The organism is Nitrospira sp. Vd2 (assembly GCF_979581665.1).
On the sequence record NZ_CEFZSK010000002.1, the window covers coordinates 1 to 26,203 of the forward strand.

Genomic DNA, 26,203 nt, shown 5'->3' on the forward strand with positions numbered 1-26,203 from the left:
ACACCACCAATGCACAACTTATTCCACGTACTTCAGAGACAGGACACTAGTGTCCGAGAGAGTGGCGGCTAAAGGAGGGAACCATGGATGCAGTGCGGTCCTTGAGTGTCCTGAGCGTGGTGGCGAGCCTCTGCCTGCTGCTGTCCGGCTCGCCGGTTCAAAGCGAGAGCCAGCCCAGCGGGCAGATCGAAATCAAGCACCTCGAGGTCAGACTGTCGGATCATGGTCCGGTCGTCTTGCTTCGGCATGAGAACAAAGTCATCCCCATTTTCGTGGACGCCACGGTCGCGGGGTCGATTCAAGCCGCGCTGACGGGTCAAAAGCTGAGCCGGCCCCTCTCGCACGATCTCATGCGCACGATCTTGGATTCATTTGGCGGCAAGGTGACCCAGACGGTGATCACGCTCAAGGACGGTATCTACCGCGGGGCTCTGACCGTCGTGATGAACGACACGACCAAGGTCTTCGACAGCCGATCATCGGATGCCATTGCGCTGGCCATTCACTTCAAGGCGCCTATCGTGGTCGCCCGCGATCTCTTCGATTCGGCCGGGAAGGTGATGGAAGAATCGAAGACGCTGACGCTGTGAGGACGTAAGACGGAATTCCTGTTCTGACGGCGGTCGACCATGACGATTAACGGCCGCTCATCCGCTCCTGAAGTAGGCGCAGCCGTTTCTCGCCGGATGCTTTGATAAACGCGAAATTCTCGCTCAGGTGTTGTTCCGCTGTGATGGTGCCGTTCTGCCGGCGCTCCAGTTGCCGAAGTCCGAACGCCGCCATTTCGGCTTCCGCATCCTTGTTGATTTGCTTCCAATGCTGCTCGCACCGATGGCGCTGATCGGCCGGATAATCGTCACAGGGTTTGTCGGCACGCGCCGTTGACGGCCATGCGAGGAATGCGAGCCACGCGATGAAGAAGACCGCCGCCATGTCTGACCCTCCTGCCGCATGCTAGCACAGTTTCCTCTCTTCGATCGGGTCTTCTTGGATTCGCTGCTGGCTGAATTTCGCGCCACGATGCGCGCGCTCCTGCTCGATCTGTGCCGGGACTTGGCGGCTCTGGCGCGAACGGCTTTGCTCGCCCGTCGATTTCCAATCAGCTATTTCCGGTCGCTCGCCCGGGCGCTGAAGCCCGAGGAGTTTTCCCACTGGAGAGTCGTCGGCTTGATCGAAGGATTGAACGATCTCGTGTACTTCCTCGATGCGGCCGAACAGTTGCGAGCCGATCGCGATGCGCAGGGCTTCGCGGAGTCGTTTTTTGCCGCGTGCGTCGAGCAGTTTTACGAAAACAGCTATCTCGACGAGCTGTTTCCGGCAGGAGCGCCCGACCATCGAGGCCTGAAGCGTAGACTCGGAGCGCTCTGCGAGCGCTTGAACGATCAGGTGATCGGCGAAGCGTTGTTCCTCGTGCCGGGCTTGGCCTCTCAGTCGAGCGAGGAGGGAGGACGGCGGAAGTGGAACGTGCGGATGTCGCTCGGTCCTGATTTCGAATGCGGCGATCCGGCCATGGCGATTCCGTGGGGCCTGGACGGCCGCTGGCTGACTGCGCGTTTGGCGACCCGTCGCGCGTTGACCGGGGCCAGGTACGGCACGATCGAGCTGTCAAAGAACGAGGTGCACCTGTCGGTCGGTGGTCTTCGAGTGCCCGTATGCCGCGAGCATCGGTACGACGACCGATATTGGCACATCAGGACGGCGGCTATCATTGTGGCCGGCCGGCAGGCGGCTGTCACGCTCGGGCCGACGGTCGTCTACGACCGCCACCGCGTCCCGGCTCGCGTCGTTCCGTCCCCCCCTGCGCTTTCCCGGCGCATGCGACGCGCACTTGAGGTCATCGAGCGGGCCTGGCCGGAAGGCGCGTCGAACTTCTTCGCTCTCACCACCCATCTCGTGCCCATCAAGGCACGCGGCGTCGTAAGCTACAGCTACCGCCATCGCCCCGGGTTGTCGTTCATCAATTGCTTCGACCGGAACCGTCTCGATCTGATCGATGATCTGATCCACGAGAACAGCCATCACCATCTCAATCTGCTCCTGCGAAAAGCCGTGCTGCTACGCGGCGATCACAACCAGGAAATCTTCTACTCGCCCTGGCGCCGCAGTTTGCGCCCGCTCCGTGGTATCTTGCACGCCACGTTTACCTTCACCATGGGCGCGATCCTTTTTGAGCGCCTGTCGTCGCACGCCGATCGTCTCACCGATCTGCTATCGCCCGCTGAGATCCTCCGAGCCCGCGCACGGTGTCGGGAAGAAATCGCGTCGGTTCAGTACTCGCTGGAAGACCTCGACCGCGTGGCGGCGAGAAAGTGGCTCACGAGGTCCGGTGTCCGGTTGGTGGATGAGCTGAAGGGGCACATCGAGAAAACGGAGAAGCGGACTGCGCCGTATGAGGCGGAGGTGAGTTGTTCGCGTTATGGCGCTGCGCTGCGTCGGCACCGGGACGAGTTGGCGCGAGCGGCCAAGCTGTATCGGTGGCGTTCTTAGCGCGAATCCATCGGGGTGCCGCCGTCGTTATCGGCCTTCATATCCCGATGCTCGTGAAAAGGCCACCTCGTCGGCCGTCTTCTCTTCTTTCGCGGCGCCGCGTTTCTTTTCGATCAAGCCGATCGTGTTGGTGAACAGCACCGAATTGGGGATCAGGTACTTCTGTCCCTCTTTCTCGAGGCTGGTGTAGCGAAGGTCGACTTCCGTGACCACGCCTTCGAGCCCCGACACCGTGATGTAATCATTCACATTGAACGGGCGGTACAGGAGGATCAACACGCCCGCGATGAAATTGGAGAGGACGTCCTTGAGCGCGAAGCCGAGGGCGAAGCCGGTGAGACCCAAGCCGGCGACGAGCGCTGAGACATTGATGCCCATTGTGCCGAGCGCGGTGACGGCGCCGAAAACCAACGTGCCGATGGAGGCGGTGCGTCCGGCCAGCTTGAGCACGACACAGGTGTTGAAGTCGGCTTTCTCACACAAACGCGAGATCAATTTACGGATGAGGATGCTGGCCGCCCAGAAGAGGAGGAGGATGACCACGCCGGTGCCGACCTGCGGGGCGACCTCGACGATCTTCCGAACGAGATGGTCGACGAAATGTTCCACGGTCTCGGCTGCCTCCGGCCGGAGACGCTAACCCAGATGCGAGTCGGCTCCGTAGCGCTGCCGATTCCGATCCGTGCCCCCCACGCGCCGCTCCGACGGCGGGAGCCCGAGGGATGCGCCAATCGCGGGGATGAGCTGTTGAAATAGCTCCCGGATGAAGGTGCGGCCGACGTCGATCAACGCCTCCTTGGCATGCTCCACTTCCGCGGACAGCTCGCGGCCGACGCTGTCCCAAATATTGGTCATGCCGGATTGACTCGAAGCGGCCGGCATCGCGCCCGGTGATTCGGCCCCGGGCGGATAATACGGATAGACACCGCTGCCGCTACGGCGCGGTCCGACCGCTCTCGCTTCCAACAGGCCCAACACGTACCCGACGGCGATGGCGCCTCCAATCATCAACCATGGATGCTGGTGCACCTGATACGTGGGGTCGAAGCTCTGCTTGGTCTTGCCGAGCCATTCGTCGGCGGCATCGCGTGCGCGATCCACCAACTCCTCCGCCGACAGTTTGGCGCCCTGAACCGTCTCCTCGATCCGCCGTTCGATCAGTTCCAGCTTGTCGCTGATCGCGTTGCGGGTCTGGACGATGTCGCTCACATCCGCGGCGATGTCACCTCTTCTTTGATCCATGCGACGTTCTCCTTCATCGTTTCAAAGGTCCGTATCGGGAGGACGTGAATTGCGCCGGCTCGCTCTTTCGCGCGGAACAGCAGCGCGACCCCGCCGCCGACGAGGAGCCCTCCGACAATCCCATAGCAGGCCCACAACGGGAGGTCAGTCAGCGCTTGCAGCAAATGGACGAGCATCAGAATCAGGAGGAGGCCTCCCACCGCAGCGAGTGCGATCCCGATCCCCATGGATGCGGCGGCCGATTTTGCCTTGCCGAGTTCCTCCTGGACTTCATTCTTCGCCAGGCGCAGTTCCTGGAGCGTGAGAATCTTGATGTCCTGAACCAAGCCGGAGAGCAATGAGGCGAATGTTGGCGGGCGTCGATCTGGTCCGTCGCCGATCATGGCTTACCTCATGCGAACGCGCGAGAGGACATAGCCGATGCCGACGCCGAGCAACAGCGCCTGCACCGGATACCTCCGGATCAAGGTTTCTAAATCATCCAGGACCCCGGTCAGTCCCTCCTGGCGGAGATAGGCTCCCGATTGTTCCAGCGTGTCGGCGAACTTCCCCGCGACGGCACCGAGCCGGCCTTCCTGCGGCAAGTGCTCGCGCACCCGGACCGCCGCCGCTTCGACGGCTTCACCGGCACTCTTCGTCGCACGGTCCGCTCTCCCGGCGGCGTCTCCGACGTTCAACGTTGCAGACGGTTCTCTCTGCATCCGCTCTTGCTCCATACGTTTTCCCCCCTGTTACCGTGGCGGCGACTTGTCGTCCTGTCCCGTCTGCTTCGCACAGGGTGACTCCTGAGAAGCGACGGCCGCACTCGGCATGAACAATTCCAACTTGACGCGTTCTTTGCCGAGGGCTCGTCCGTGATCGTCAACGTCCGGAGAATGAGCAAGTGCGACAATGCCGGCCAACAGGACCAGTGCCGCAAGCGGCCTTCCCGACAGTGCCGACCATGCGAGCCGACCACGCGCGGACGGCCGCTTCCTTCGTTCCGATTCACGGGCCTCGCTACGCGTCTGGTCCACGGAACTACCCTTTGTTCGAAGCGTTCACAATTCGCTCGCACACAATCCGCTCACCTACCGCTCGAGCACGACCCATTCCCGGCGGTCCTCAATGCATCATGCCGCTCGTGAGACTCTCCATGAGCTCCTCTTTGCGCTTCTGCATCTCGGTGCCCAATTCTTCGAGCGCCTCGCCCAGGGCTTCTTCGGCGGCCGGAAACATCTCGCCTTCCTCTTCGCCCACGTGATGCTGAACGTCCTGCATCATCTCGTGGAATTTGCTTTCGAACGCCTCACCATCGGGCGCCATGTCGCGGAGTTCCTTGATTGCTTCTTTCACGCCTTTGTGTTCCCGGCGCGCTTCGGCGACAAGATCTTTCCCGTGCTTATCGGCCTTCGCCTCGAAGGCGGGATAAAATATCTCTTCTTCGATCGCGGCGTGGACCTCAAGTTCACGCATGATCTTGTCGGCCAGATTCAATTTGTCCTCCCCACCGGCGGTTTCGAAATCGTCGAAGAGACTGTGTACACGTTCATGATCCGCCTTCAGGAGCTCGATAGCATGTTCGCCCCCGGTGCGTTCAACATGACCGTCATGGCTGCCGCTCATGCTTTCACGCACTGGCGACGATGGAACCGTCTGCTGGCTCGCGTGCTCCGACGCCGTCTCCTGTTTCTGCGAGGCGCGCTTGATTCGAGAACGCTGACCACCCTTGCGGCCGATCGCTGCCATGTGCGCGCGGTCCTTGCTGACGGTTTGTCCGCCTTTTCGTCCGGCTCGTTGTTTCTTGGGATCAGGCATAGGTCCTCCTCATCGGAATGACAAACGACAGGTCATTCGATTCGCGTCCTGCCTCGTCGGACTGCAAGCCATGGACCCGCAGCGACCAGGTTCACTGGCGAGCACGGCCGAGTGGATCGCGTGAAATATCAAGGTCATCACGGCTGGGTGTTCGGCCCTCGCTGCCCGGTTCGTCCTATGACTGACTGGGATGCCGAGGACCCGTTTTGCCGTCGCTCACTCCCAATACCTTGAAACTTCGCAGGGAACGAGCGACGAACACCTTGTCCGCCTTGGGCACATGGCGTCCTTAGCGCGGCCCGCTCCCAGACCCCATTTTCCCCGATCCGCTTCCTGAGCTCGTTCCTGTTCCGGCCCCGAGATGCTGCGATCGCACACACTCCTGTTTCGCCGCCGCTTCCTCGCTGCCTCCGCCGGTGCCGGCTTTGATCTCATCGCAATCCTGCGGCTGTTGGATCTTTCCCTGGCTCTTCTCAGCCGAACGTTGTTGGGCGGGCGTCTTCCCTTCCCCGCGTGCCTGTCCGGACTCGGCCGCGACGAGCTGGACCTGCAGCAGGGAGCCGGCCAGCACGACACCGCACATCGACAGAAGTGATCTCATACGCATCACGATTTCCTCCATCATCCGGAGTGACTCTGGGTCCGATCGTATCGGTCGGCACGTGAGCACCACCATCAGCCTCGGTCGTGTCACTGCGTCAACGTTCTCCCCTGCCCAGCGACAGTCCCAGGCGTACGGAAGGGATCGTCTGTCGGACGGACTGTCCCTGAATAGAACAAGGTGTTCGAATGGTGAACGCCGACGACCGCATCATGAGTGCCGGAAAATGGGTTGTTCGCGTCTTGCCGGCGGCGAAGCGAAATGCCGCTTCCTCGCTGAAAAGCCGCGGCACTCGGCAATCTCTGGCCCTTCGTCTGAGATGTGTCATCGATCGGCGGCGCGGCACTTGCAATTGGCATCGGGAAAGCTTCACTTCGCCAATCACGAGGAGGTGCGAGATGGCGGCACAGACGGAAAGCGTGAGCGAACGGATGCAAGTCGTCGTGGGCACAAGCCGCCGCTCACTGATGCAGGAGCGGTGCTCTCGTTGTGGCGGATTGATGGTCGCGGAGCGATGCATCGATCTGCTCGACGACACCGGTCAGCTCGAGTTCACAGCCGACCGCTGCATTCAATGCGGCGAGGTCGTCGATCCGGTTATTTTGAGCAATCGCATGGCCAATCAGGTGCGCGCCGAGGCGTCGCGATTGGCGAAGGTCGCCTAAGCGAGATCGCGAAGAGCGCGTCTGCGCCGTGGAGCGCCTGAAGGCGTCTCGTCGCGGTGCAGACGCCGGCAAAGCGGTTTTGCTCCGCCGTGGTAGTGCAGTAGTATGGTTCGCTTTGCCGGCATGCGCTCATCGCACACACCGGCGTGCGCCGCTCCGTCACCCGCTCCTTCCGCCCGTCCCGGCTCCTGACCGCTGGTTCTCCGCTATGTGGAAACGAGTTGCCGCATGGTCCGTCGCACTCGTCGCTGGACTTGTCCTCTTGCTCCTGCTGACGTTCACGTTCATTGATGAGCCGCTCCGCCGCTATCTCGAAGGACAGTGGAACCAGCGAGTCGAGGGCTACACGTTTCACATCGGTAATCTGAATCTTCGTCTGGTGACACTCGGCGTGGAGCTCGAAGATGTGACTTTCCGGCAGAAAGAGCATCCCGACCCACCGATCGCCCGCATCCCGAAATGGGTCGCGGGAATTCATTGGCGCAATCTGCTCTCCGGCAACCTCGTCAGTGACCATCGCGTGGAACGCCCGGTTGTTCAGTGGACCCGGGCGCAAGCGAAAGAAGCCAAGAAGGATCTCCAAGAAAACAAGGCCGAGGTGAGACGGCGATGGCAGGAGGTCGTCGAATCCATCTATCCGATGACGATCAACGAATTCACGGTCACGGAAGCCGAGATCACATACCTGGACGATCGGGCCGCGACGCCGATTCGGCTGAAGCCGGTCGATCTCCATGTGACAAACGTCAAAAACGTGAAAGCGAAGCCGGACGACTATCCATCCGATGTGCATCTCGAGGCGCAGCTGGACGAAGGAGGTCGTATTCGCATCGACGGCAGCGCCAACCTGTTCGCGACTCCGTATCCCGCCGTGAACGCGGAGGTGGCCTTGCACGGTCTACCGCTCGGTCAGTTCGCGAGCGTCCTCAGCCGGTACCACGTGCAACTTCGCCAAGGGGTGGCGTCGGCAGAGGGTTTGCTCGAGTATTCACCGTGGATGACCAGGGTCGATCTGCGATCACTCGCCCTCAAAGATGCGAAGTTGGACTACGTCGACGAGGGGGACAGCGAGCCGGCACGGCGCAAAGGCAAGAAAGCCCTTGATGTCGCTCAGGACACGATGAATCGGCCCGGTCTCGTCCTGAAGATCCGGCAGGGATGATCGAGAACAGCGAGTTCGGGTTCGTCAACCAAGAGGCGAATCCGGATTATCGAGTCTACGTGACCGGGGCGGACGTGTATATCGAGAACTTCAGCAATCGGCTGGAGGAGGGGACGGCTGTCGTCCGGCTCCGCGGCATGCTGATGGGCAGCGGGGCCGCGACGGTGAGGGGGACGTTTCGGCCGGAAAGGAAGTCACCCGACTTCGATCTCGACGTCCAAATCATGAGGACGGAGTTGAGGTCGATGAACGACGTTTTCCGAGCCTATGGCGACTTTGATGTGGCCGAGGGGGAGTTTTCGTTCTTTAGCGAGCTGAGGGTGAAAGACGGAAAGGTGGACGGCTACGTGAAGCCGCTCTTCAAGGACGTCGATGTGTACAACCGTCGACAGGACGAGGGCAAAGCCCTCTTCAAGCAAGCGTACGAAGGCGTGGTGGACGGCATCACCGCTCTGCTCTCAAATCAACCGCGGGATGAAATGGCGACGAAAACCGATATCGGCGGGCCCGTCCGTACTCCCCGCGCCGATACGTGGAAAGTCCTCGCCAATCTGATCCGCAACGCCTTTTCCCAGGCGATCCTCCCTGGCCTCGAGCGCCAGGAGCACGGGCTGTCGTGACATGGCGACTGATTCTTCAGCGGCGTCGATGACCAGTGCGTCCCCCGTCCGAAATCCGTGGAAGCTCGGCGGACTGGGGGTCAAGGAACTCGCGCGGCGCGTGTGGTTGGAAAGCCAAGAGGACGAGCTGCTGGGCCGCGCGGCGCAGCTCGCCTACTATTTCCTGCTCGCGCTCTTTCCGGCGCTGCTGTTTCTTACCGCCCTGCTCGGGCTCTTTCCTGTTGAACGCGTGATGCCCGAACTGATGGCTTACCTCCGAACCGTCCTGCCGCATGAAGCCTTGACGCTCGTGGAAAAATATCTGCAGCAAGTCGTCGAGGGCAGCGGGGGCGATATCCTGTCGCTTGGGCTGCTCGGCGCGTTGTGGGCCTCGTCGAGCGGCATGACGGCGATCATGGAGGCGTTGAACGCCGTCTACGACGCCCCCGAGACGCGGCCGTTCTGGCGGGTCCGCCTCGTCGCCATCGCGCTCACGGTCGGTTTGGCCGGGCTCATCATTGTGTCGATTACCTTGGTCCTCTACGGCGAGCACATCGGTCGGTGGGTGGCGGATATCGTCGGCCTGGGCTGGCTGTTTACATCCCTGTGGCTGATCTTGCAGTGGCCGGTCGTGATCGTCCTCATGCTGATCGCAATGGCGATCATCTATTACGTCTCGCCCAACGTCGAACAGGACTGGCGGTGGGTCACGCCGGGGTCCGTCGCCGCGGTCTTGCTGTGGCTGCTCGTGTCGCTCGGCTTCAAACTGTATGTCGAGAATTTCGGCAACTACAACAAGGCCTACGGCTCGATCGCGGGCGTCATCGTGCTCATGCTTTGGTTCTATTTGGGGGGCATGGTGTTGCTACTCGGAGGTGAAATCAACGCCGAAATCGAGCGCGCGGCCGCCGCACAGGCCGACAAATATCAGCAGCCCCGGCCACTTCGAAAGGTCGGGTCACAGTAGAAGCCTGTAGGCTTCCGTTGCACAACCGAAAGGGTCGTGGACCGATATGGTCTTTGGTGAAACCGGTTTAAAGATTATCCGCTAGTCGAGTGAAAAGAGAACAAGAAGGAGCACGCTATGATAACCCCGACAGTCGATGTCCCCGTCGGTCCGATTGATCAGCCATCCGCGATTCACAGCCAGCCGTCTGTTGATGAATGGGTGATTGCAGTTCTGCGCCAGCACGGCACGCAGACCTTGGATCAACTGGGACGCCTCTTGCCGGAGGCGAACTGGGCGCAATTGTTCTTGGCCATCGACCGTCTCAGCCATACCGGCACTATCACCCTGTGGTCGCCGGGATTTGGCGATTACCTGATCAGTGTGAACGACAGCGCCATGTCCTGATTCGCCCGGCTCCATCCTTATAGGGAAACTAGATAAGGATGGAGCCGTCTTGACCGCCCTCCTCGATCCTCGATCTACCGCCCCGTACAATCCCTATGCTACCATCCGCGGTTCGTGCTTTGGATTGTCCGTGACCGGTAGATGCTGCTCGTCCTGTTGGTTGTCACGCTCGTCGCCGCCGTCGCTCCCTCAATGGCCGAATCGCCGGCTCCCAGCGTTCATTGGGGCGCCATCTCCTATCCGGACCAAGGTCGGCTGCTCGATACGGGGCTGACCTTGAACCGGTTCACGGAATTCAATTCCGACCGACAGCGCTTCAACGCCATTCGGGAATCGTCCGGCTTCAACTTCGCGACCATTAGCTGGAGCGAACACTATGAGCGATGGAAGGACTGGAGTACGAACGTCACGGTGGGAGCGGGACCCACACGAGATCAGCCGACCAACGCGCTCCAGAACCAAGGCGTCCATCGGTGGCTCGGCTTCAAGCCGGTTCCCGTCGACGCGACGCGCGAGGCGAACGACTTCATGATCGATGGGTCCGCAACGCGCTGGGCGACGCTGCTACGAAATCAGCGAACGGGGTTCGCCGGAGGCGGCTTCTCTCTAGGATCGTTGTATCAGGAAGCGTATGCGAGGATCGGGATTCGGAGATTCCCGATCGCGGACCTCTTCGGCCTGTCCGAGACGTCGCCGGAAGCGTGGGCACCCATTGCGCGTTCGGTTCGCTTCTCGGCCATGGGCCGCTACAGCCGGATCTGGCCGGGTGCCGCGTACCATGAGGTCAAGCCGATGTCCTATCTGGCGCAGGTCTCAATGAGCGTCGGCGATTACACCGGAGACCCGTTTCATCCGTTGTGGGAGTTCGAATTTGCCTTCACGGTCGATTCGGGCCTCTTCGTCAATACCGCAGGGAACTCGATCGAGGAACGATTCGGGTCCGCGTTGTTGCGGGTGGCATTCGTCACATTCGAAGCGTGGAACGACAGCATCAACGGGCGGGACAATGGCCCGACCTACGGTGGCCGTTTCACCATCGACGTGTTTCAGATCTCGAAGTACCTAAGATAAAATCAGAGCAGGATGTGCAAAGGCGTCGAGCCCGCCAAGACCGCTCTTTCGCAGGCTGTATACTCGATTTCGGCAATTTACGTCGCGCCCCGCGACACCTCTTTCGGCGCCCGTCGGCACTGCCGGTGGGTGACTCTGGCGCGCTACAGCGCATTACTTGGCAAACGGTATGGACCTGTCGCGTTGCCCGTTGGTAGGTCTGGCGCGCCATTGCTCTTGCATTGGAACTCGGATGAATCGCGCGCCAAGAACTATGGTTCCACGACGACATCGACGTAGGCCGGCAGACTTTCCGCGCCCTTCCGGTCGCTCACCCGCAGTTTGAACCGATACAGCCGCTTGTCGGATACCATCGGCGCGACGAAGGAGGCGACCGGCATGTTGGGATCCAGAAGCGCCACCTTGCTCCCCCGTACCTGACTCCAGGCATAGAAGAGCGCTTCGCCCTCGGGATCGCGGCTCTTCAGGCCGCTCAATTGAACCCGGGTGCCCGCCTTGACGACGCGATTCGGCCCCGCGTCGGCGATTGGGAGTTCGTTCGGTTCGTCGTTGACCTCGACAATCACGTCCAAGTCGGCCTGCTTGCCCCGATTCTCCACGGTGATCGTCGTGCGTCCGTTGCCGACGATCTGGAGCAAGCCTTGCGGGTGGACCTTGATGACTTTCTCATTTGAGGACCGATAGCTCGTCCCGGTTCCCGGGGTGCGGATGTTGCGCACCACACCATCGGAAAAGATGCCGACGACCGGCAGGTCGAAAATCTTCCCCAGCGAATCGACGTGGCCGTAATCGGCGCTCTGTCCGGCACGCCCGAGACGCAGCGGCTTATCGGTTTCGAATTCGATCGCCGTGAGCTCGGCCGGCGGTTCGACCGTCACGACGATCTCGTCGAACACCGTCCGGCCGCCCAGACGGCCGCGCGAGATCTCGGCGACCGCGAGCAATCGCATCGGCCCGATGCCGTCTTTCGGCACCGGCAAGCTTCCCCCGTAGGGCGGATCACTGGAGGCGGTTGAGACCAACGACGCGGCGGCCACGATCGACCCCATCGCGGTCGGGTCCTCTTGCTCGACCAGCGTATCGTCCAATTCGCCGTACCAATAATAACGGACCTGCACGACGCCGGTATCGTGGCCGAGATCCACCTTGACCGGCGTCGGCTCACCGGCTTTGACCGTTGCCCCTGCAGTGGGAGTGAGGATCGTGAAGGCCTGCGCCGATCCTGCGCCGGCTGCCCACACGGCCGCCGTCACCATCATGAAAGAGAGAGCTAGGAGGGCGGGCAGACCGGTCGGCTGCGTGCGGGCCATGTCAGCGCTCCAGGTGGAAGGGCACATCGGTCAGGATGACCCGTTCTTTGAAGAGCAGGGCGGCCTTCAGCATCAGCGCCCGCTGGTTGTGCAGAATGTTCTGCCACCAGCGGGCAGGAAGAATTTCCGGAATCACGACCGTCACCCACCCTTCGGGATCCTTGTGCAGCAACTCCTCGATATAGTCGAGCAGCGCCCCGAGCACCGAGCGATATGGAGAGGGCAGGACCACGAGGTGTACGCCGCATCCCCACTGCGCCCACTTGATCTCGGTGAGCGCGGTGTCCTCCTTATCGACGTCAACCAGCACCGCTCGAATATCGCTCGCGTGGCTTCGGGCATAGTCGAGCGCGCGCAGCACGGCCCGGTTGACGCCGCTGATCGGGATGATGACCGTGTTGCGTTTCGGTTGCGGCGGCCGGTGGTCGCGGCTCAAGGCGATCTGTTGTTCAACGGCCACATAGTGCGCGTGCACCGAACGGAACCAGGTGATGATCAGCGGCAGCAGGCCGATCACGATCCAGGCGCCATGCGCGAATTTCGTTCCCGCGATGATCAAGGTTGCGATGCCGGTCGTGACGGCGCCCAGTCCGTTGATCATGAGGCGTTTGCGCCAATGCCGTCCACCCTTGACGAGCCAGTGCTTCACCATCCCGGCTTGCGACAATGTAAAGGAGAGAAAGACACCGACCGCGTACAGCGGAATCAACGCGTGCGTCTCGCCGCGGAACGCGACGATCAGCAGGCACGCGAACAGGCCCAGTAAGATGATGCCGTTGGAGAAGACCAGCCGGTCGCCGCGATTCTTCATTTGGGCCGGCATGTAGCCGTCGCGTGCGAGAATCGACGCCAAGCGGGGAAATCCGTTGAAACTGCTGTTCGCCGCCAAAATCAAAATGGCCATCGTCGACGCTTGGACCAGGTAGTAGAGCGGGCCGCCGCCGAACGCGATCCGCGCGATTTGGGAGACGACGGTCTCATCGTCTTTCGGCAGAACCCCATAGTGATACGCCAGCGTCGAGATTCCCAAGAAGAGCGTCCCGAGGACGCCCGCCATCATGAGCATCGTCGTGGCGGCATTTTTCGATTCCGGTCGCCGGAACGCCGAGACGCCGTTGGAAATCACTTCGACGCCGGTCAACGCGGTACACCCGGATGAGAAGGCCCGAAGCAGAAGGAAGACCGTCAAAGCCTCCGCTTCGCCTCGGGCGGCCGCAGCCATCGGTGTGGCGTCCGTCTTTCCCAATAGCATTTGCACGAAGCCGACGACAATCATGAGGAGGACCGAGCCGATGAACAGGTAGGTGGGGATCGCAAAGATTTTTCCCGACTCCCGGACGCCGCGCAGGTTCACGAGCGTGACGATCACGATCGCCAGCAGGCCGAGGGCTTCACGATGTGCAAAGAGGCCTGGAAAGGCGGACGTCAGGGCCGCGATGCCGGCGGCGACACTGACCGCGACGGTCAGGACATAATCGATGACGAGAGCGGCTGCCGCGGTCAGCCCCGCCATTTCTCCGAGGTTCGACCGCGCGACGACGTAGGCGCCGCCCCCGGCCGGGTACTCAAAAATGATCTCGCGATAGGACATCGTCAGGATCGCCAGGAGCCCGACGATCATCAGGCTGACGGGAATGGACCAGGCAACGGCGGCCGTGCCGGCCAGGACGAGCACGAGCAAGATTTCTTCAGTGGCGTAGGCGACTGAGGAGAGGGCATCGGAGGAGAAGACGGCCAGGGCCAGGCGCTTGGAGAGTCGTTCGTGCGCCGCCTGCGTGGTCTTGAGGGCCGGCCCCACTAACCAGCGCTTAAGCACCATGGCGCATTATCGCACAAGAGCGGTGACGACTGTAAAGGCTCGAACGCCTCGGAGCGGCTCTGCTGACGGCAGGTCGCGGCTCACGGAGGGCGGTGAAGTGGTGGCTCCTGCTTCGCGGGAAGTGGCACGACTAATTTTCGTCGACGCCGCTCACCGCTATTCGTCTGACAAGCCGACGATCACTGCAAAAATTACGCATTGACAGAGCCTGGCAAGTTGAGTATCGTTAAGCCCCTCTAGGTGTCGATCTCCCAGCAAACGGAACGGATACTCGGTTCAGTGCGAGAGTGAGCAGCCTGCCGGTGTAGCGTCAACTTCATCAGTCCTCTCTATCCATAATGTAAGGAGGCCGGTCCATGTATCATCATCTAATGCATCGTTGTCTCGGTCGAATGCTCGGCCTGGCAGCGACGGGAGCGCTCTTGTGGCTTCCGATCACCGTGTCGGCTCAATCGGCCGGCACCCACGCACAGCACGCTTCGACCCAGCCGACCCCCGCTTGGGCCGAAAAGCTCAAAGGCCAGACGGTCGTCGAGGATACGATCGAAGGGCGACCGGAGCGTGCGGCGATGGTCGAGCAGCAGCACGAGCGGATCATGCATCAAATCATGAACGATCCGCAGGCTCAGCAGGTGAGCACCGGCATGTACAACTCCATGTCGATGCTCCACCAGTACGGAGCCGGCGGACAGGACCTGTTGCTCATGTCCGACCCGCGCACGGAACCCGTGTCGGCCGGTGGTCGCTGTCCCGCTCACGCCCCGGTCCGTCAGTACGACATCTCGGCCATCAACGTCGAGATCACGCTGAACCAATGGCTCGATTATTATCCCGGCTACATGTATGCGCTGACCGAGGACCTCGATAAGATTCGCGAGGAAGAGGCCAAGAACAAGGCCGCCCGGGAAAAGGAAGGCTTCGATCCGGGTGCGGTGCTGCCCGGCGTGCAGGCCCAGTGGATTCAGCCCCTGGTCATCCGCGGCAATCAGGGCGATTGCATCAAGATCAAGCTGGAAAACAAGCTCGAGGGCGGCGAAGACGTGAGTCTCCATATCCACGGCTCCAATATGGTGGTCAGCGCCACCGGCAAGCCGGCGACGACGACCAATCCCGACTCGATTGTCGCGCAGAACAAGACGGTCGAAATGGAGTGGTACATCCATCCCAACACGCAAGAGGGTGGGCGGCAATTCCATAGCTACAGCAACGATCGTGAGCTGACCGTGATGGGCTTGTTCGGGACGTTCGTGGTCGAGCCGAAGGGGTCGGAATATTTTGAGCCTCTCGGGAGCGGGGAGCCGACGCCGCAACGAAGCGGCTGGCAAACCATCATTAAGAATGGAACCGGCCCGGACTTCCGCGAGTTCGTGCTGATCTATCACGAAGTCGGCGATGAGGCGTTCCGCCCGGTGAACAAGAAGGGCGAGTTCCTGCCGCAGCGCGATCCGTTGACCGATGCGTATCGCCCGGGTGGCCGCGCGATCAACTATCGGAGCGAGCCGTTCGGTATCAATAATATGCACGTGCAGCACGAGTACTTCGGGTTCGAGGATGAGTCGATGGGGTATAGCTCCTATACCTTCGGCGATCCGTCCCCCACGATCCCGCGGTCGTACATCGGCGACCCGGCGAAATTCCGGCTCGTGCACGGTGGCTCCGAGGTGTTCCACTCGCACCATCCGCACGGCGGCTCGATTCGATGGCCGCGCAGCCCGCGTGCCATTGACGAGATGCCCCTGTGGCACGCGGCGAAGAACGGCCCCGTGAAATATCCGGTGATCCGCGCGAAGACCGACCGGGTGGACGTCGAAGTGATCGGCCCGTCCGAAGCACTGGATCTGGAGACGGAGTGCGGGTCGGGTCTGTGCCAGCAGGTGGCGGCGGACTTCCTCTTCCACTGTCACGTGGCGCACCACTATGTGGCCGGCATGTGGGGGTACTGGCGCGTGTACAACACCATTCAACAGGGTGATCTGCACAATGACTCGATGCCGGACCTCCGCGAGCTGCCCGACCGCAAGGGTCGCATCAAGGCGCCGGTGACCTCGGATCAATTGGTCGGTCGGACGGTCGATTGGTTTGGGAAAATGTTCAAGATCGTCGACAAGGGAAAGTCCGTCTGGAAGGGCAACCCGGCGGTCGTGAACATCAAGGATTGGGTCGAGATGCAGTTGCCGCCGCAGGGTAAGCCCGGTCACAAGGACGACGAGCGCGGGCAGACGATTTCCTATGATGCCACCGTGCTCGATTGGGTGTGGAACGGCAACCGTGCGATGTCGGAGAAGGAAAGCACGATTGACAATCCGAAATACAAATCCAAAACCCCGGGGCAGCGTCGGGCGATCATGTTCGAGCCCGCCACCGGGAAAGTGTCCTGGCCGCATCTGACGCCGCATTTCGGCAAGCGCGTCATGTTCTCGCCGGGGCACGTCGGCGCGCCTTGGTTGGAGCCGATCCATGTCGATGAGAACGGCGAACGCACCGCGGAAAATGCCATCCCGGGGGAGAACGGCCGGTGGAGCTTGTGTCCGGAGAACGCCGGGCGCAAGTACTACAACATCCACTTCATCAAGCTCCCGATCACGATGGCGAAGAAGCAAGGCAACGAGCCGCCCGTGGTCGATCCCACCGGGTTGATCTATGTCTTGCATGAAGAAGAAGCCGCGATTCGGGCCAACGACGATTTGAAATATCCGTTGGTCTATCGTGCGAACATCTACGATTGCGTCGATTGGATGTTGACGAGCGAGTGGGAGGACGACGACTACACGAACTTCCAATCCTCGAAGATCAACATCCACCCGCACTTCCTGCAGTTCGACAACTCGGCGTCGGACGGCGTCATCACCGGCTTCTCCTATGAGCAGTCGGTCCGGCCGTTCACGATGCTGGAAAAGAAGAACAAGAAGGGCCTGCCGGCGCCGATGAACACGGTGGTCACCGCCGCGGCGAAGAAGGGCGCGCGGACGATCCAGGTGAAGAACGCGGCGCAGTATCATCCGAACACCGAGATATTGATCGGTGCGGATAACGTGAAGGGCAACGAGGTGCAGCGGATCAAGGAGATCAAGGGCAACACGATCACCTTGCAGAAGCCGCTGCGATTCGATCACCCGACGAACGACATCGTGACGGTCGAATTCGTCCGTCAGCGGTTGTGGGCGGACTCGGACGTCGGGACGGTCTTCTGGCACGACCACGCGTTCGGCGCCACGACGTGGCCGCACGGCGGGTTCGGCACGCTGATCGTCGAGCCGGTCGGCTCGACGTATCACGATCCCAAGACCGGCAAGGAAATCCGGAGCGGCCCCATCGCCGATATCCGGACCTCCGAGCCGGTGGGCTATGGGGTGAACGGCAGCTTCCGCGAGTTGATGGTGCAGGTACACGACACGGTGCCGCACACAGTCAACATTGTGACGGCGGGCAATCCGCCCGGTCAGCCGGTGGAAGTCGCGTTGGAGGCCGGCAAGACCGTGTCGTTCATGATGCCGGAGAAGCTGTACATGTCGCCGATGCCGTTCCTGAACGGCGGCACGCATACGACGGGCAGCGGGTTGAACTTCCGGGCCGAGCCGATCGCGCAGCGGTTGGCCGGCAACCCGGACGCCTCGCAGCTCTTCAACAGTGCGATCCACGGCGATCCCGACACCCCGCTGCTGCGGGCCTATGTCGGCGATACGATGGTCTTCCGGCTGCTGCATACGCTCATGAACGAGACGATGACGTGGACGCTGTCCGGTCACACGTTCCTCTCGGAGCGCTATGCGGGCGATGCGAACCGGAAGTACTCGATGCACATCGGTATCGCGGAGCGCTACGATCTGGTGGTCCCGCAGGCCGGCGGTCCGAGGCTGCAGGCCGGCGACTACATCCACTTCAATGGCCGGTCCTCGAAGTTCTCGGAAGGCGGCTGGGGCATCGTGCGCGTCTACGACAAGGAGCAGCCGGACCTGCAGAAGCTCCCGGCCGGCTACTCGGGACGGAACGAAATTCCGGAAGCGCGGCCGATCTGTCCGGCCGACGCCCCCGTGAGGACGTTCAACGTCGTCGCGATGGATTATCCCTCGATGAAATTCAACCCGAAGGCGCCCGAGTCGATCGAGGTGGACTTCGAGCGGAAGATCCAGATCACGAATCCCGACGCGAAGATTTACGCGCTCGAGGAGGATGTGACGCGCGTCGCCGAAGGGATGCAGCCGATGCCGCTGACCCTGCGTGCGAATGTGGGCGATTGCATCAAGGTGAACCTGAAGAACAAGATGAAGGGCAGCAAAGCCTCGTTCTCGGCGATCGGCCTTGCGTTCGACCCGAAGGATTCCCTGGGCGCGAACGTGGGTCGGAATCCGGGCGACCAAACGGTCGCACCGGGTGAAAGCCGGACCTACACCTATTACGCGGACCCGTTCCTAGGTGAAGCGTCATCCTTGGTGTGGGACTGGGGCAACGTGATGGTGAATCCGCGGAACGGGTTGTTCGGCGCGGTGATCATCGGGCCGAAGGGCTCGAAGTATCGCGACCCGAAGACCGGTGCCGACATCTCGACGAAGAACAGCTGGGTCGCTGACGTGATCGTCGATCGGTCGATTCCGGGCAACGAGATGCGGGCCAACTATCGGGATGCGGCCCTCTTCTTCCAAGACGAGGACAACATCATCGGCACGAGTTTCATGCCGTACGTGCAGAACGTGGCCGGCCTGACCGGGGTGAACTATCGGTCGGAGCCGTACAAGTACCGCGAGGAAGCCGGCTGCTCGTTGGGTAAGATGTTCCAGCCGTGCACGGCCGACAAGCCGGAAGATCCGGTGACGCCGATCATCGAGGCGCATGCCGGAGACCCGGTCCGTATCCACGTGTTCGGTGCGAACAACGAGCAGAACCAGATGTTCAGCGTCGAGAAGCACGAATGGCCGATCGAGCCGTTCATGCGCGGAGCTGACCAGATCAGCGTCGTCGAGTTCTCCGGCTCGGAGGCCATCGACGCCTTCCTTCCGTCCGCGGGCGGCGTATACCGCTTGGCCGGCGATTATGTGTACAGCAACCAGCGGTTGCCGTACTCACAGTCAGGCCAGTGGGGCTACCTGCGCGTGTTGCCGGCTGGCGATCAGCGCTTGCTCCCATTGAGCGGTGCGGTCGCGGGCTCGAAGAAAGCGGATGCCGGCGAGCCGGAGATCAACGCGATTCCCGTCGCGTCGAAGTAACGGCTTGCGTGGGCTGAACGAGGGGGAGCCGTGCGGCTCCCCCTTTTTTTTCCATCGGGCGGTGAGTATGATAAGCGAATGTGAATGACGTCGTCGGAGGACTACATGCGCGTGTTTGGCTTACTCGTCTGCCTATCATTTCTGCTCGTGGCATCGATTGCCGGAGCATATGAAGAAATTGCGGTGACCGATGGCGGCACGATTACCGGGAAAGTGACCATTGCGGGCGGCAAGCCCACTCCCAAGGCCTTCAACCTTGTGACGTTTCCCGATCCCGTCTACTGTGGGCGCATTTCGACCGGAACCGGCTGGCGGTTGCTGGAGGAATTCAATATCAGTGACGACGGCGGCCTCAAAGATGTCGTCGTGTGGTTGGCCGATGTGCCGAAGGGCAAGCCATTCAAGTTCCAGCCGCCGGTCATCGAGGCTCGTGACTGCCGGTTCCTGCCGTTTGTGACGACGGTGCGAAATCACAGCGATGTCGTGGTGGTCAATATGGATCCCGTGATGCACGACATTCAGGCGTACGAGACGTCTCATCTCGGACCGCGCGTGCTGTTCAATACCCCATTGCCGATGAACCCGCATCACAAGCGGGAAGTCGGAGCACACACACACGAGCATCTGGCCGGTGAACCGATGACCGAGCCGGTGAATTTGACCAAGGGCCGCCGGATCTTCGTCATGCAGTGCGGCTTCCATGCGTACATGGTGAGCTGGGGACTCGCGGTCGAAAATCCCTATTACGCGATCACAGGGCCCGACGGCTCATTTACGATCGATGATGTGCCGCCCGGAGAGTATGTTCTTGTCGCGTGGCATCCCGAGACCGGTCCGATGGTCGAACAAAAGGTGACGGTGCCGGCCAAGGGGAGTGTCACCGCGTCCTTCGATCTGAAGGCACCGACCGGCCGGCGCAGCGCGCACGAGATGGTCGACAATCCGCATTTCGGCATCGAGGCGCTCGGTCGCCCGCTCGAAATCATCCCGACCCTCAAACGCCAAATCCCATAACGCAGCACGAGGAGCAGATCGTGACAAAATCATTGCGCTGGCAAATTGCGGTGAGTCTTGCCACGTCGCTGTGGCTGTCTGTGTTCGGGCTTCGCGCATCGGCCTATGAGGTCCTCGACGTCAAAGATGGCGGGACGATCACGGGTGTGGTGACGTTGAAGGGTCAGATTCCGGCCCCCAAGGCCTTCAACCTCGTCACGTTCCCCGATCCCGAATATTGCGGGCGGATCTCCAACGGGCATGGCTGGCGGTTGCTGCACGATTTTCGCGTCGATGAGCAGAGCGGACTCTATGGCCTGCAAGATGTGGTCGTGTTCTTAGAGGGTGTGCAGGCGGGAAAGTCGTTCGATCTGTCCGTTCCGCGTGTCGAGGCGCGTGATTGTCAGTTCAACCCCTTCGTCACGGTCGTCCGCGACCAGCATGCCGTAGAAGTCGTGAACATGGACCCGGTCATGCATGACATCCAGGCGTACGAAACCTCGCGCGAGCTCGGAACCCGCGTCCTCTTCAACTCGCCGCTGCCGATGAACTCGGAGCACAAACGCGGAGACCTGCATGCGAGCCATACGCACAAGCCGGGCCAGTCGATGCTCGAAAAAATCCATCTGAGCAAGGGCCGTCGGTTTTTCGTCATGCAGTGCGGCTTTCACGCTTATATGGAGAGTTGGGCGGTGGCGGTCACCAACCCATATTATGAGATCACGGATAAAGCGGGAGCGTTTGCGATCGACGATGTGCCGCCCGGGACCTATCGTCTCGTCGCGTGGCATCCGTATGTCGGCTCCATCGAGGAGCGTATCGTGACCATTGAGCCGAAAGGGTTGACGCGCGTCAATCTATCCTTGCCCGCTCCGGTCGGCCGCCGAACGGCTTATGAGATTATGGAGCCGGCCCGCTTTGGGCCGGCGGCGCTCGGTCGGCCGGTCACGATCGAGCCGCTCGTCGAGCGTCAAGAGTAGTGACGCCGATCAGTTCTCGACTCAGTCACTACCACACCGTCAGGCGTGTCGTTCGTGTGTCCTGTCGAGCCGCAGGACAGCTCTCGCTGTCCGTCGCGTTGGCATTCCTCTTTGTTCACCTTCCCGCATTTGCCGGTCCCCTTGATGACGCGAAGCGCGCGTTCGAACACAAGGACTATGAGCGCGCGCTGTCGCTTGTCGAGCCATTGATTCGTGATCCGAAGATCGCCGCCGCCGCTCGACAGTTAAAAATCAAGGCCCTGCTCAAGTTGCAAAAGCCGGTGGACGCGTTGACCGAATACGACCGCCTCACCGAGCAGGCGGGGCGCGATGATCGTGGCCTGCTGCGGGAGCTTGCCGTCGCCTTCATCATTCCCATGCTGAAAGATATGCGCGAGCAGATACGGGGCGCGGGCTACACCGCCCTGAAAGAGCTGGACTCCGACGAGACGATTCCCTATTTCGAGGACGGCCTGAGCGATGGATCCGGGCTGGTGCGAGCGCTTGCCGTTGAAGGTCTTGGACGGCTCGCGACCGGTCGGCGATCTGCGCGGATTCAGCAGGCGCTGGAAGATCAAGCCGGGATGGTCCGCGTGGCGGCCCTCAAAGCGCTTGCACGGTCCGATGATCCGGCTGCTCAAGCCAAGATTCGAAAGGCGCTGACCGATGATCAACCGATCGTCCGGATTGCGGCCGCCGGCGCGCTCCGCAAGTTCGATCGCAACGCCGCGTGGGAGCGGGTGCGGCAGGCGACTGCCGCGGCGAATCCCGATGAACGAGCCGCCGCCTTGCGCGCGCTCGGCGAGAGCCGTGATCCTCGCGCCTTGCCGATTCTGCAAGAGGCCGCCTCCCATCCGCAACCCTCGATTCGCGGCGCCGCCGCAGCGGCTCTCGGCGATCTTGCGCTGAAGGAAGCGACTGCGACGCTGGTCGCGTTACTCGCCGATCCACTGCCGGCCGTCCGCGCGGCGGCCATCGTCGCACTCGGAGAATTGGGCGAGCGAAGCGCGGCGCCCATGGTGGAGAAGAACTTGGAAGATTCCAATCTGCCGGTCCGCGCCGCGTCCATTGCCACGCTGTTGGATCTCGGCGTGCCCTACGAACGTGTATCGGGCGTCGTGGACCATTTGGCGCAGCACACCGATCCGGGCGTGCGGTCGGCTGTCGCGAAAGCGCTGTCGAAGGCGAAGGGAGGTCCGGCGATCGACGTGCTCGCGATGCTACTCGACGATCCGCTCCCTCGGCCACGCATTGCGGCGGCCCGATCGCTCGGGCATATCGGCGGCAACGAGACCATTTCCTTGTTGAAGAAGGCGCTGCATGACCGTGACGAGGCGGTTCGCGCGACGGCGGGCGGCGCGTTGGGGAGAATCTTGAAGGTCGGGGCAAATCAGCGGGTAGGATAAGCAGTGATTACTGCTTGACAGGATTGCGCAAAGTGGAGTATACACTCCTCCCTCGTACTCTCCAAACCCGCTAGGACGGCCCGCCACGACGGTCGAACCAATGGGTGTCAGCCGACCACCGACAGCGCCTGTGATGCCGGCGAGGTGAGTATCCGAGTACGGAGAGCGCGGCCGTCGGCCGACATTGATACGGTGTATGCTGTATTATCGTTTTCTATCACAAGGAGGCAGTGTCATGAAGAAGAGTAGGGTGATTTCAGGTCTGGTCATGGGCGCTTTTTTGTTGGCGCCGTTGTCGGCGTTCGCCGGCGGCACCGTGACCGGTAAAGTAACCTATAGCGGCAAGCCAGAGCAGAAAGAGTTCCTCTTCTCGAAATTCCCCAACCCGAAGTTCTGCCCGAAGAATCCGCACAAGGAATTGATCGACGGGGATAAGCGCTTCCTCAAGACGATCGAAGTGAAGGATGGCGGATTGAAGAACGCAGTCGTCGCGGTTCAGGATGTCGAGGACAAGGCGTTCATCGATGGGTACGCAGGCACGGATGTCGTCGCCGAGTTCTGCGAGTTCCTGCCGTTCAGCGGCGTTGTCGTGGCGCAGAAGAACTTCCGCGTCGAGAACCATGACTCGGACCCGGATGATCCCAAGTCCGTCAAGGGCGTGCTGCACAACCCGCACAGCTTCTTCGTCAAGGGCGCCAGCTCCTCCACCGATTTCAACATCGGGTTGGCCGAGAAGGGCTCGAAGCTCGAGAAGCCGGTGAAGTTCAAGGGCGGACAAGAGAAGACCGGGTCCACATATCGTTTGCAGTGCGATCAGCATGAGTTCATGCAGTCGTTCTTCCTGCCGGTGTGGAATCCCTATCACGCGGTGACGAAGGACGATGGCACGTTCGAGATCAAGGATATGCCGGCCGGCAAGCACAAGATTCTCGCCTGGCATCCGTTCGCCGGGAAGGTCGAGGCCGAGGTCGACGTGCCGGAAGGCGGAACCGTGCAAGCCAAGTTCGAAGTCAAGAAGTAGTTCATCAACGCAGCTTCGTCGCCAAGAAACGGCGGTCGGGTCTTCCGGCCGCCGTTTTCTTTTTCGCCGCTCGGCCGCCAGCCCGTGCGAGCCAACGGAGTGGATTGCGATTCGTGTCGCGCGGGGATCACCAGCTTGCCTTTAGCGCGAGGAACTCGGTAAGATGCCAATCTTCCAAGGAAAGTCTGTCCAATGCCCCGAGGATGGTTGTGCCGCGGGATTTATCGCTCGCCGAAATTTTTCAGCTCGGCTACTACTGGGAAACGAAGATCCTCCTTACCGCTGCCAAGCTGGATCTCTTCTCCCTTCTAGACGGAAAAGATCTGACGGCTCGGGATGTGGCGGACCGCCTCAAGGCTGATGCCGAACGTCTGGAATACTTACTGAATGCGCTGGTCGCTATGGGGCTGTTGTGCAAGCAAGCGGACCGGTTTGCGAATACGGCGGTGGCCGCGAAACATCTGGTTCGGTCGTCACCGGACTATGTCGGCCACCTGCTCGTGTTGCACGACGCGGAATGGGAACACTGGGGAAAGCTCGAAGAGATGATTCGGAGCGGTCGTTCGCCCGCCAGGGGCCACGTCTTTGACACTGACCCGGAACTTGGCGCAAACGTCCTCTCGGTCCTGGACCGTATTGGCCGACACAGCGGGCCTGAGTTGGCGAGACGATTGAAGTTGGAGGAGGTCGGGAGTTTATTGGATCTCGGTGGTGGAGCGGCGACGAATGCGATTGCGTTTTGCCGGACGTATCCCGGCCTTCGCGCCACGGTGTTTGATTTGCCTGCCACCCTGAAGACCGCTGAGCGTGTCGTGAAGGAGGCGGGGCTCGAGGGGCGCATTAGCTTACGGGCCGGTGATTTCAATCGCGATGAATGGGGCGGGCCGTACGACGCGGTGCTCATGTCCGACATCTTGCATTATCAAGGCGAAGCGGCCAATCGTGCCTTGGTCAAGAAGGCCTTTCGGCATCTCACAGCGACGGGCCGGCTGATCATCAAGGATCGGTTCCTCGATGAATCAGGCACCCGTCCGGCGTGGGCGACAGCCTTTGCCGTCCATATCCTGCTCAACACCGAACACGGTCGCTGCTTCAAGGTGTCGCAGGCGATCGAGTGGTTCCACGCGGCGGGATTTCAGACCGTGACGGAGATCGAACGCACAGCGGTGGTACAAGGGGTAAAAGCCTCACCCGACTCGGGATCCAGCCATGACTGAGTGGCTGAAGCAGCCGGGATTCTTCGGCACACATGCGACCATCGGCGCGGACCTCAGTCAACTAATGGCCGCGCTGTTTACTGGCCTATTCGTGGTCGGTTGGGTGCAGGCCAAACGCAACCAGGGAGGCGCGCACCACTGGCTGATGCTGGGCGGGATGATCGCGATGGTGGCCTTTTTTACGACCTATTACTTGTTCCGGCAGCTGGGTGTGCTGGCCTTTGAAGGAAAGGAAGGATTTGGGGGCTCCCAAGAGCTGTACGATCATGTTTTCATTCCACTCCTCACCTTCCACATCATTCTCGTGATCATCGGCCTCGTGATGGCGATTTACATGATCGTCCTCGGCTTCCGGGCCCAGGTCGTTGCCGCCGGAAAACGGATTCTGCGGAACGAGATTCTGCAGACGTCGTCGCGCCGGATGGGAATCGTCTTCGGCGCGATCACCACGCTCGTGCTCCTGCTGTTTGCGTCGCGCGCGATGGCATCGGGATTTTCCATGCGGAAACTGACCGTCTACCTCGGACTGCTGATTCTCATTGCGATCGTCCTGGGAGTCGAAGTGCTGATCCAGCGGATCTGGCCCAATGGCGAACGCCGGCATCGCGTGCTCGGAACGTTCACGATGATCGTGTACTGCGTGCTCTTCGTCACAGGCAGCATCACGTATCTCATGTTGTACATCTTATATCCCGGCAAAATCGGGTGAGGCAGGTGGGATTGAGATGCTGGTGTGTGCCTGCGGCAACTGGATGCATGCGGAAGGGGTCGAAGAGGCGGCGACGTCGGCCGAGGCCGAGGAGTGGCTCGTTCGCCTCGAATGCCGCCGCTGCGATCATCCCGTCGGCGCCGTGGGGCGACCGGAGGATGTTCGCGCTCTCGTCGATCGATTGATGTGGTCCGATGAAGCGAGACACCGCTTCGACAGGCTTCCGCCGTACGTGCAAGTGCTTCTCCAGACAGAGGTGGAAGACTTTGCACGCCGAGAAGGCCACCGGGTGATCACCGAGCTCGTCTTTTCCCAAGCGCGAACCGGCGGGGCGGTCCCCTGGGCGCCGGAGGCCGAGGCACGGCTGGCGCGTGTGCCGGCGGCCGTCCGCGCGATGGCGCGACAGGAACTCGAGCGCACGGCGCTCGAGCGCGGTCACACGGAAGTCACCGTGGCGGTCATGGAGGAAGTGAAGGCGCGGTATTTTGGCATGTTTCAAAAAAGCGATGAGTGTTGAGTGATGGGCGGAAAATAGGATGAAAACCGAGAGTCGGATCCTTCGTATTCTT

The 26,203-nt window shown here is 61.2% G+C and carries 26 protein-coding genes; 16 read left to right on the top strand and 10 right to left on the bottom strand.

Going from position 1 to position 26,203, the window contains the following annotated elements; all coding sequences use genetic code 11:
* The first annotated feature begins 83 nt into the window (after positions 1–83).
* Positions 84–590, top strand: a complete 507-nt coding sequence (locus AC1U7K_RS00790; RefSeq protein ID WP_480248912.1) for a bifunctional nuclease family protein — start codon at positions 84–86, stop codon at positions 588–590.
* Positions 591–636: 46 nt separating this feature from the next.
* Here AC1U7K_RS00790 and AC1U7K_RS00795 read toward each other — a convergent pair whose 3' ends face one another.
* Positions 637–933 (bottom strand): hypothetical protein, encoded by a 297-nt coding sequence (locus AC1U7K_RS00795; RefSeq protein WP_480248913.1) that lies wholly within the window; start codon positions 931–933, stop codon positions 637–639.
* A gap of 18 nt (positions 934–951) precedes the next feature.
* Here AC1U7K_RS00795 and AC1U7K_RS00800 point away from each other — a divergent pair, with 18 nt between their 5' ends.
* Entirely contained in the window at positions 952–2,487 is a 1,536-nt protein-coding gene (locus AC1U7K_RS00800) for an aKG-HExxH-type peptide beta-hydroxylase (protein ID WP_480248914.1), read from the top strand.
* Positions 2,488–2,514: 27 nt separating this feature from the next.
* Here AC1U7K_RS00800 and AC1U7K_RS00805 read toward each other — a convergent pair whose 3' ends face one another.
* From AC1U7K_RS00805 to AC1U7K_RS00835, 7 genes are all read right to left on the bottom strand, one after another.
* Positions 2,515–3,096 (bottom strand): mechanosensitive ion channel family protein, encoded by a 582-nt coding sequence (locus tag AC1U7K_RS00805; protein ID WP_480248915.1) that lies wholly within the window; start codon positions 3,094–3,096, stop codon positions 2,515–2,517.
* A gap of 27 nt (positions 3,097–3,123) precedes the next feature.
* Entirely contained in the window at positions 3,124–3,729 is a 606-nt protein-coding gene (locus AC1U7K_RS00810; protein ID WP_480248916.1) for an ElaB/YgaM/YqjD family protein, read from the bottom strand.
* Complete coding sequence (locus tag AC1U7K_RS00815; protein ID WP_480248917.1) at positions 3,693–4,112, bottom strand: phage holin family protein; 420 nt, start codon at positions 4,110–4,112, stop codon at positions 3,693–3,695. The genes AC1U7K_RS00810 and AC1U7K_RS00815 overlap by 37 nt, the downstream gene beginning before the upstream one ends.
* Positions 4,113–4,115: 3 nt before the next feature.
* On the bottom strand, positions 4,116–4,430 hold the full coding sequence (locus AC1U7K_RS00820; RefSeq protein ID WP_480248918.1) for a hypothetical protein: 315 nt from the start codon (positions 4,428–4,430) through the stop codon (positions 4,116–4,118).
* Positions 4,431–4,460: 30 nt separating this feature from the next.
* Positions 4,461–4,745 (bottom strand): hypothetical protein, encoded by a 285-nt coding sequence (locus AC1U7K_RS00825; protein WP_480248919.1) that lies wholly within the window; start codon positions 4,743–4,745, stop codon positions 4,461–4,463.
* 88 nt (positions 4,746–4,833) lie between these two features.
* Positions 4,834–5,526: a hemerythrin domain-containing protein gene (locus AC1U7K_RS00830; RefSeq protein WP_480248920.1), complete on the bottom strand. Its 693-nt coding sequence runs from the start codon at positions 5,524–5,526 to the stop codon at positions 4,834–4,836.
* 289 nt (positions 5,527–5,815) lie between these two features.
* Positions 5,816–6,133, bottom strand: a complete 318-nt coding sequence (locus AC1U7K_RS00835) for a hypothetical protein (RefSeq protein ID WP_480248921.1) — start codon at positions 6,131–6,133, stop codon at positions 5,816–5,818.
* 392 nt (positions 6,134–6,525) lie between these two features.
* Between AC1U7K_RS00835 and AC1U7K_RS00840 the strand changes: the two genes are divergently transcribed.
* The 6 genes from AC1U7K_RS00840 to AC1U7K_RS00865 all read left to right on the top strand — a co-directional run bounded on the left by AC1U7K_RS00840 (position 6,526) and on the right by AC1U7K_RS00865 (position 10,978).
* Positions 6,526–6,792, top strand: a complete 267-nt coding sequence (locus AC1U7K_RS00840) for a hypothetical protein (protein ID WP_480248922.1) — start codon at positions 6,526–6,528, stop codon at positions 6,790–6,792.
* 208 nt (positions 6,793–7,000) lie between these two features.
* Positions 7,001–7,954, top strand: a complete 954-nt coding sequence (locus AC1U7K_RS00845) for a DUF748 domain-containing protein (RefSeq protein WP_480248923.1) — start codon at positions 7,001–7,003, stop codon at positions 7,952–7,954.
* A complete protein-coding gene (locus tag AC1U7K_RS00850) occupies positions 7,951–8,574 on the top strand; it encodes a hypothetical protein (RefSeq protein ID WP_480248924.1) in 624 nt (207 codons plus the stop codon). The genes AC1U7K_RS00845 and AC1U7K_RS00850 overlap by 4 nt, the downstream gene beginning before the upstream one ends.
* Before the next feature lie 28 nt (positions 8,575–8,602).
* Positions 8,603–9,520: a YihY/virulence factor BrkB family protein gene (locus tag AC1U7K_RS00855; protein WP_480248925.1), complete on the top strand. Its 918-nt coding sequence runs from the start codon at positions 8,603–8,605 to the stop codon at positions 9,518–9,520.
* A gap of 117 nt (positions 9,521–9,637) precedes the next feature.
* Positions 9,638–9,907 (top strand): hypothetical protein, encoded by a 270-nt coding sequence (locus AC1U7K_RS00860; RefSeq protein ID WP_480248926.1) that lies wholly within the window; start codon positions 9,638–9,640, stop codon positions 9,905–9,907.
* Positions 9,908–10,048: 141 nt separating this feature from the next.
* The gene (locus AC1U7K_RS00865) at positions 10,049–10,978 is read left to right on the top strand and encodes a hypothetical protein (RefSeq protein WP_480248927.1); all 930 of its coding nucleotides are present in this window, start codon (positions 10,049–10,051) and stop codon (positions 10,976–10,978) included.
* A 251-nt stretch (positions 10,979–11,229) separates the two neighbouring features.
* Here AC1U7K_RS00865 and AC1U7K_RS00870 read toward each other — a convergent pair whose 3' ends face one another.
* Both AC1U7K_RS00870 and AC1U7K_RS00875 read right to left on the bottom strand, forming a co-directional pair.
* On the bottom strand, positions 11,230–12,288 hold the full coding sequence (locus AC1U7K_RS00870) for a PKD domain-containing protein (protein WP_480248928.1): 1,059 nt from the start codon (positions 12,286–12,288) through the stop codon (positions 11,230–11,232).
* A 1-nt stretch (position 12,289) separates the two neighbouring features.
* Positions 12,290–14,107, bottom strand: coding sequence for an APC family permease (locus AC1U7K_RS00875; protein ID WP_480248929.1), 1,818 nt, complete (start codon positions 14,105–14,107; stop codon positions 12,290–12,292).
* Between the two features lie 356 nt (positions 14,108–14,463).
* Here AC1U7K_RS00875 and AC1U7K_RS00880 point away from each other — a divergent pair, with 356 nt between their 5' ends.
* From AC1U7K_RS00880 to AC1U7K_RS00915, 8 genes are all read left to right on the top strand, one after another.
* A complete protein-coding gene (locus tag AC1U7K_RS00880) occupies positions 14,464–19,308 on the top strand; it encodes a multicopper oxidase domain-containing protein (RefSeq protein WP_480248930.1) in 4,845 nt (1,614 codons plus the stop codon).
* 105 nt (positions 19,309–19,413) lie between these two features.
* Positions 19,414–20,322 (top strand): peptidase associated/transthyretin-like domain-containing protein, encoded by a 909-nt coding sequence (locus tag AC1U7K_RS00885; protein WP_480248931.1) that lies wholly within the window; start codon positions 19,414–19,416, stop codon positions 20,320–20,322.
* 20 nt (positions 20,323–20,342) lie between these two features.
* A complete protein-coding gene (locus AC1U7K_RS00890) occupies positions 20,343–21,281 on the top strand; it encodes a carboxypeptidase-like regulatory domain-containing protein (RefSeq protein ID WP_480248932.1) in 939 nt (312 codons plus the stop codon).
* Positions 21,281–22,687, top strand: a complete 1,407-nt coding sequence (locus AC1U7K_RS00895; protein WP_480248933.1) for a HEAT repeat domain-containing protein — start codon at positions 21,281–21,283, stop codon at positions 22,685–22,687. Before AC1U7K_RS00890 ends, AC1U7K_RS00895 begins: the two co-directional genes overlap by 1 nt.
* Before the next feature lie 235 nt (positions 22,688–22,922).
* Positions 22,923–23,708: a carboxypeptidase-like regulatory domain-containing protein gene (locus AC1U7K_RS00900; protein ID WP_480248934.1), complete on the top strand. Its 786-nt coding sequence runs from the start codon at positions 22,923–22,925 to the stop codon at positions 23,706–23,708.
* A gap of 209 nt (positions 23,709–23,917) precedes the next feature.
* The gene (locus tag AC1U7K_RS00905; protein WP_480248935.1) at positions 23,918–24,925 is read left to right on the top strand and encodes a methyltransferase; all 1,008 of its coding nucleotides are present in this window, start codon (positions 23,918–23,920) and stop codon (positions 24,923–24,925) included.
* On the top strand, positions 24,918–25,634 hold the full coding sequence (locus AC1U7K_RS00910) for a DUF420 domain-containing protein (protein ID WP_480248936.1): 717 nt from the start codon (positions 24,918–24,920) through the stop codon (positions 25,632–25,634). The genes AC1U7K_RS00905 and AC1U7K_RS00910 overlap by 8 nt, the downstream gene beginning before the upstream one ends.
* A gap of 16 nt (positions 25,635–25,650) precedes the next feature.
* A complete protein-coding gene (locus AC1U7K_RS00915; protein WP_480248937.1) occupies positions 25,651–26,151 on the top strand; it encodes a PCP reductase family protein in 501 nt (166 codons plus the stop codon).
* Positions 26,152–26,203: the final 52 nt, after the last annotated feature.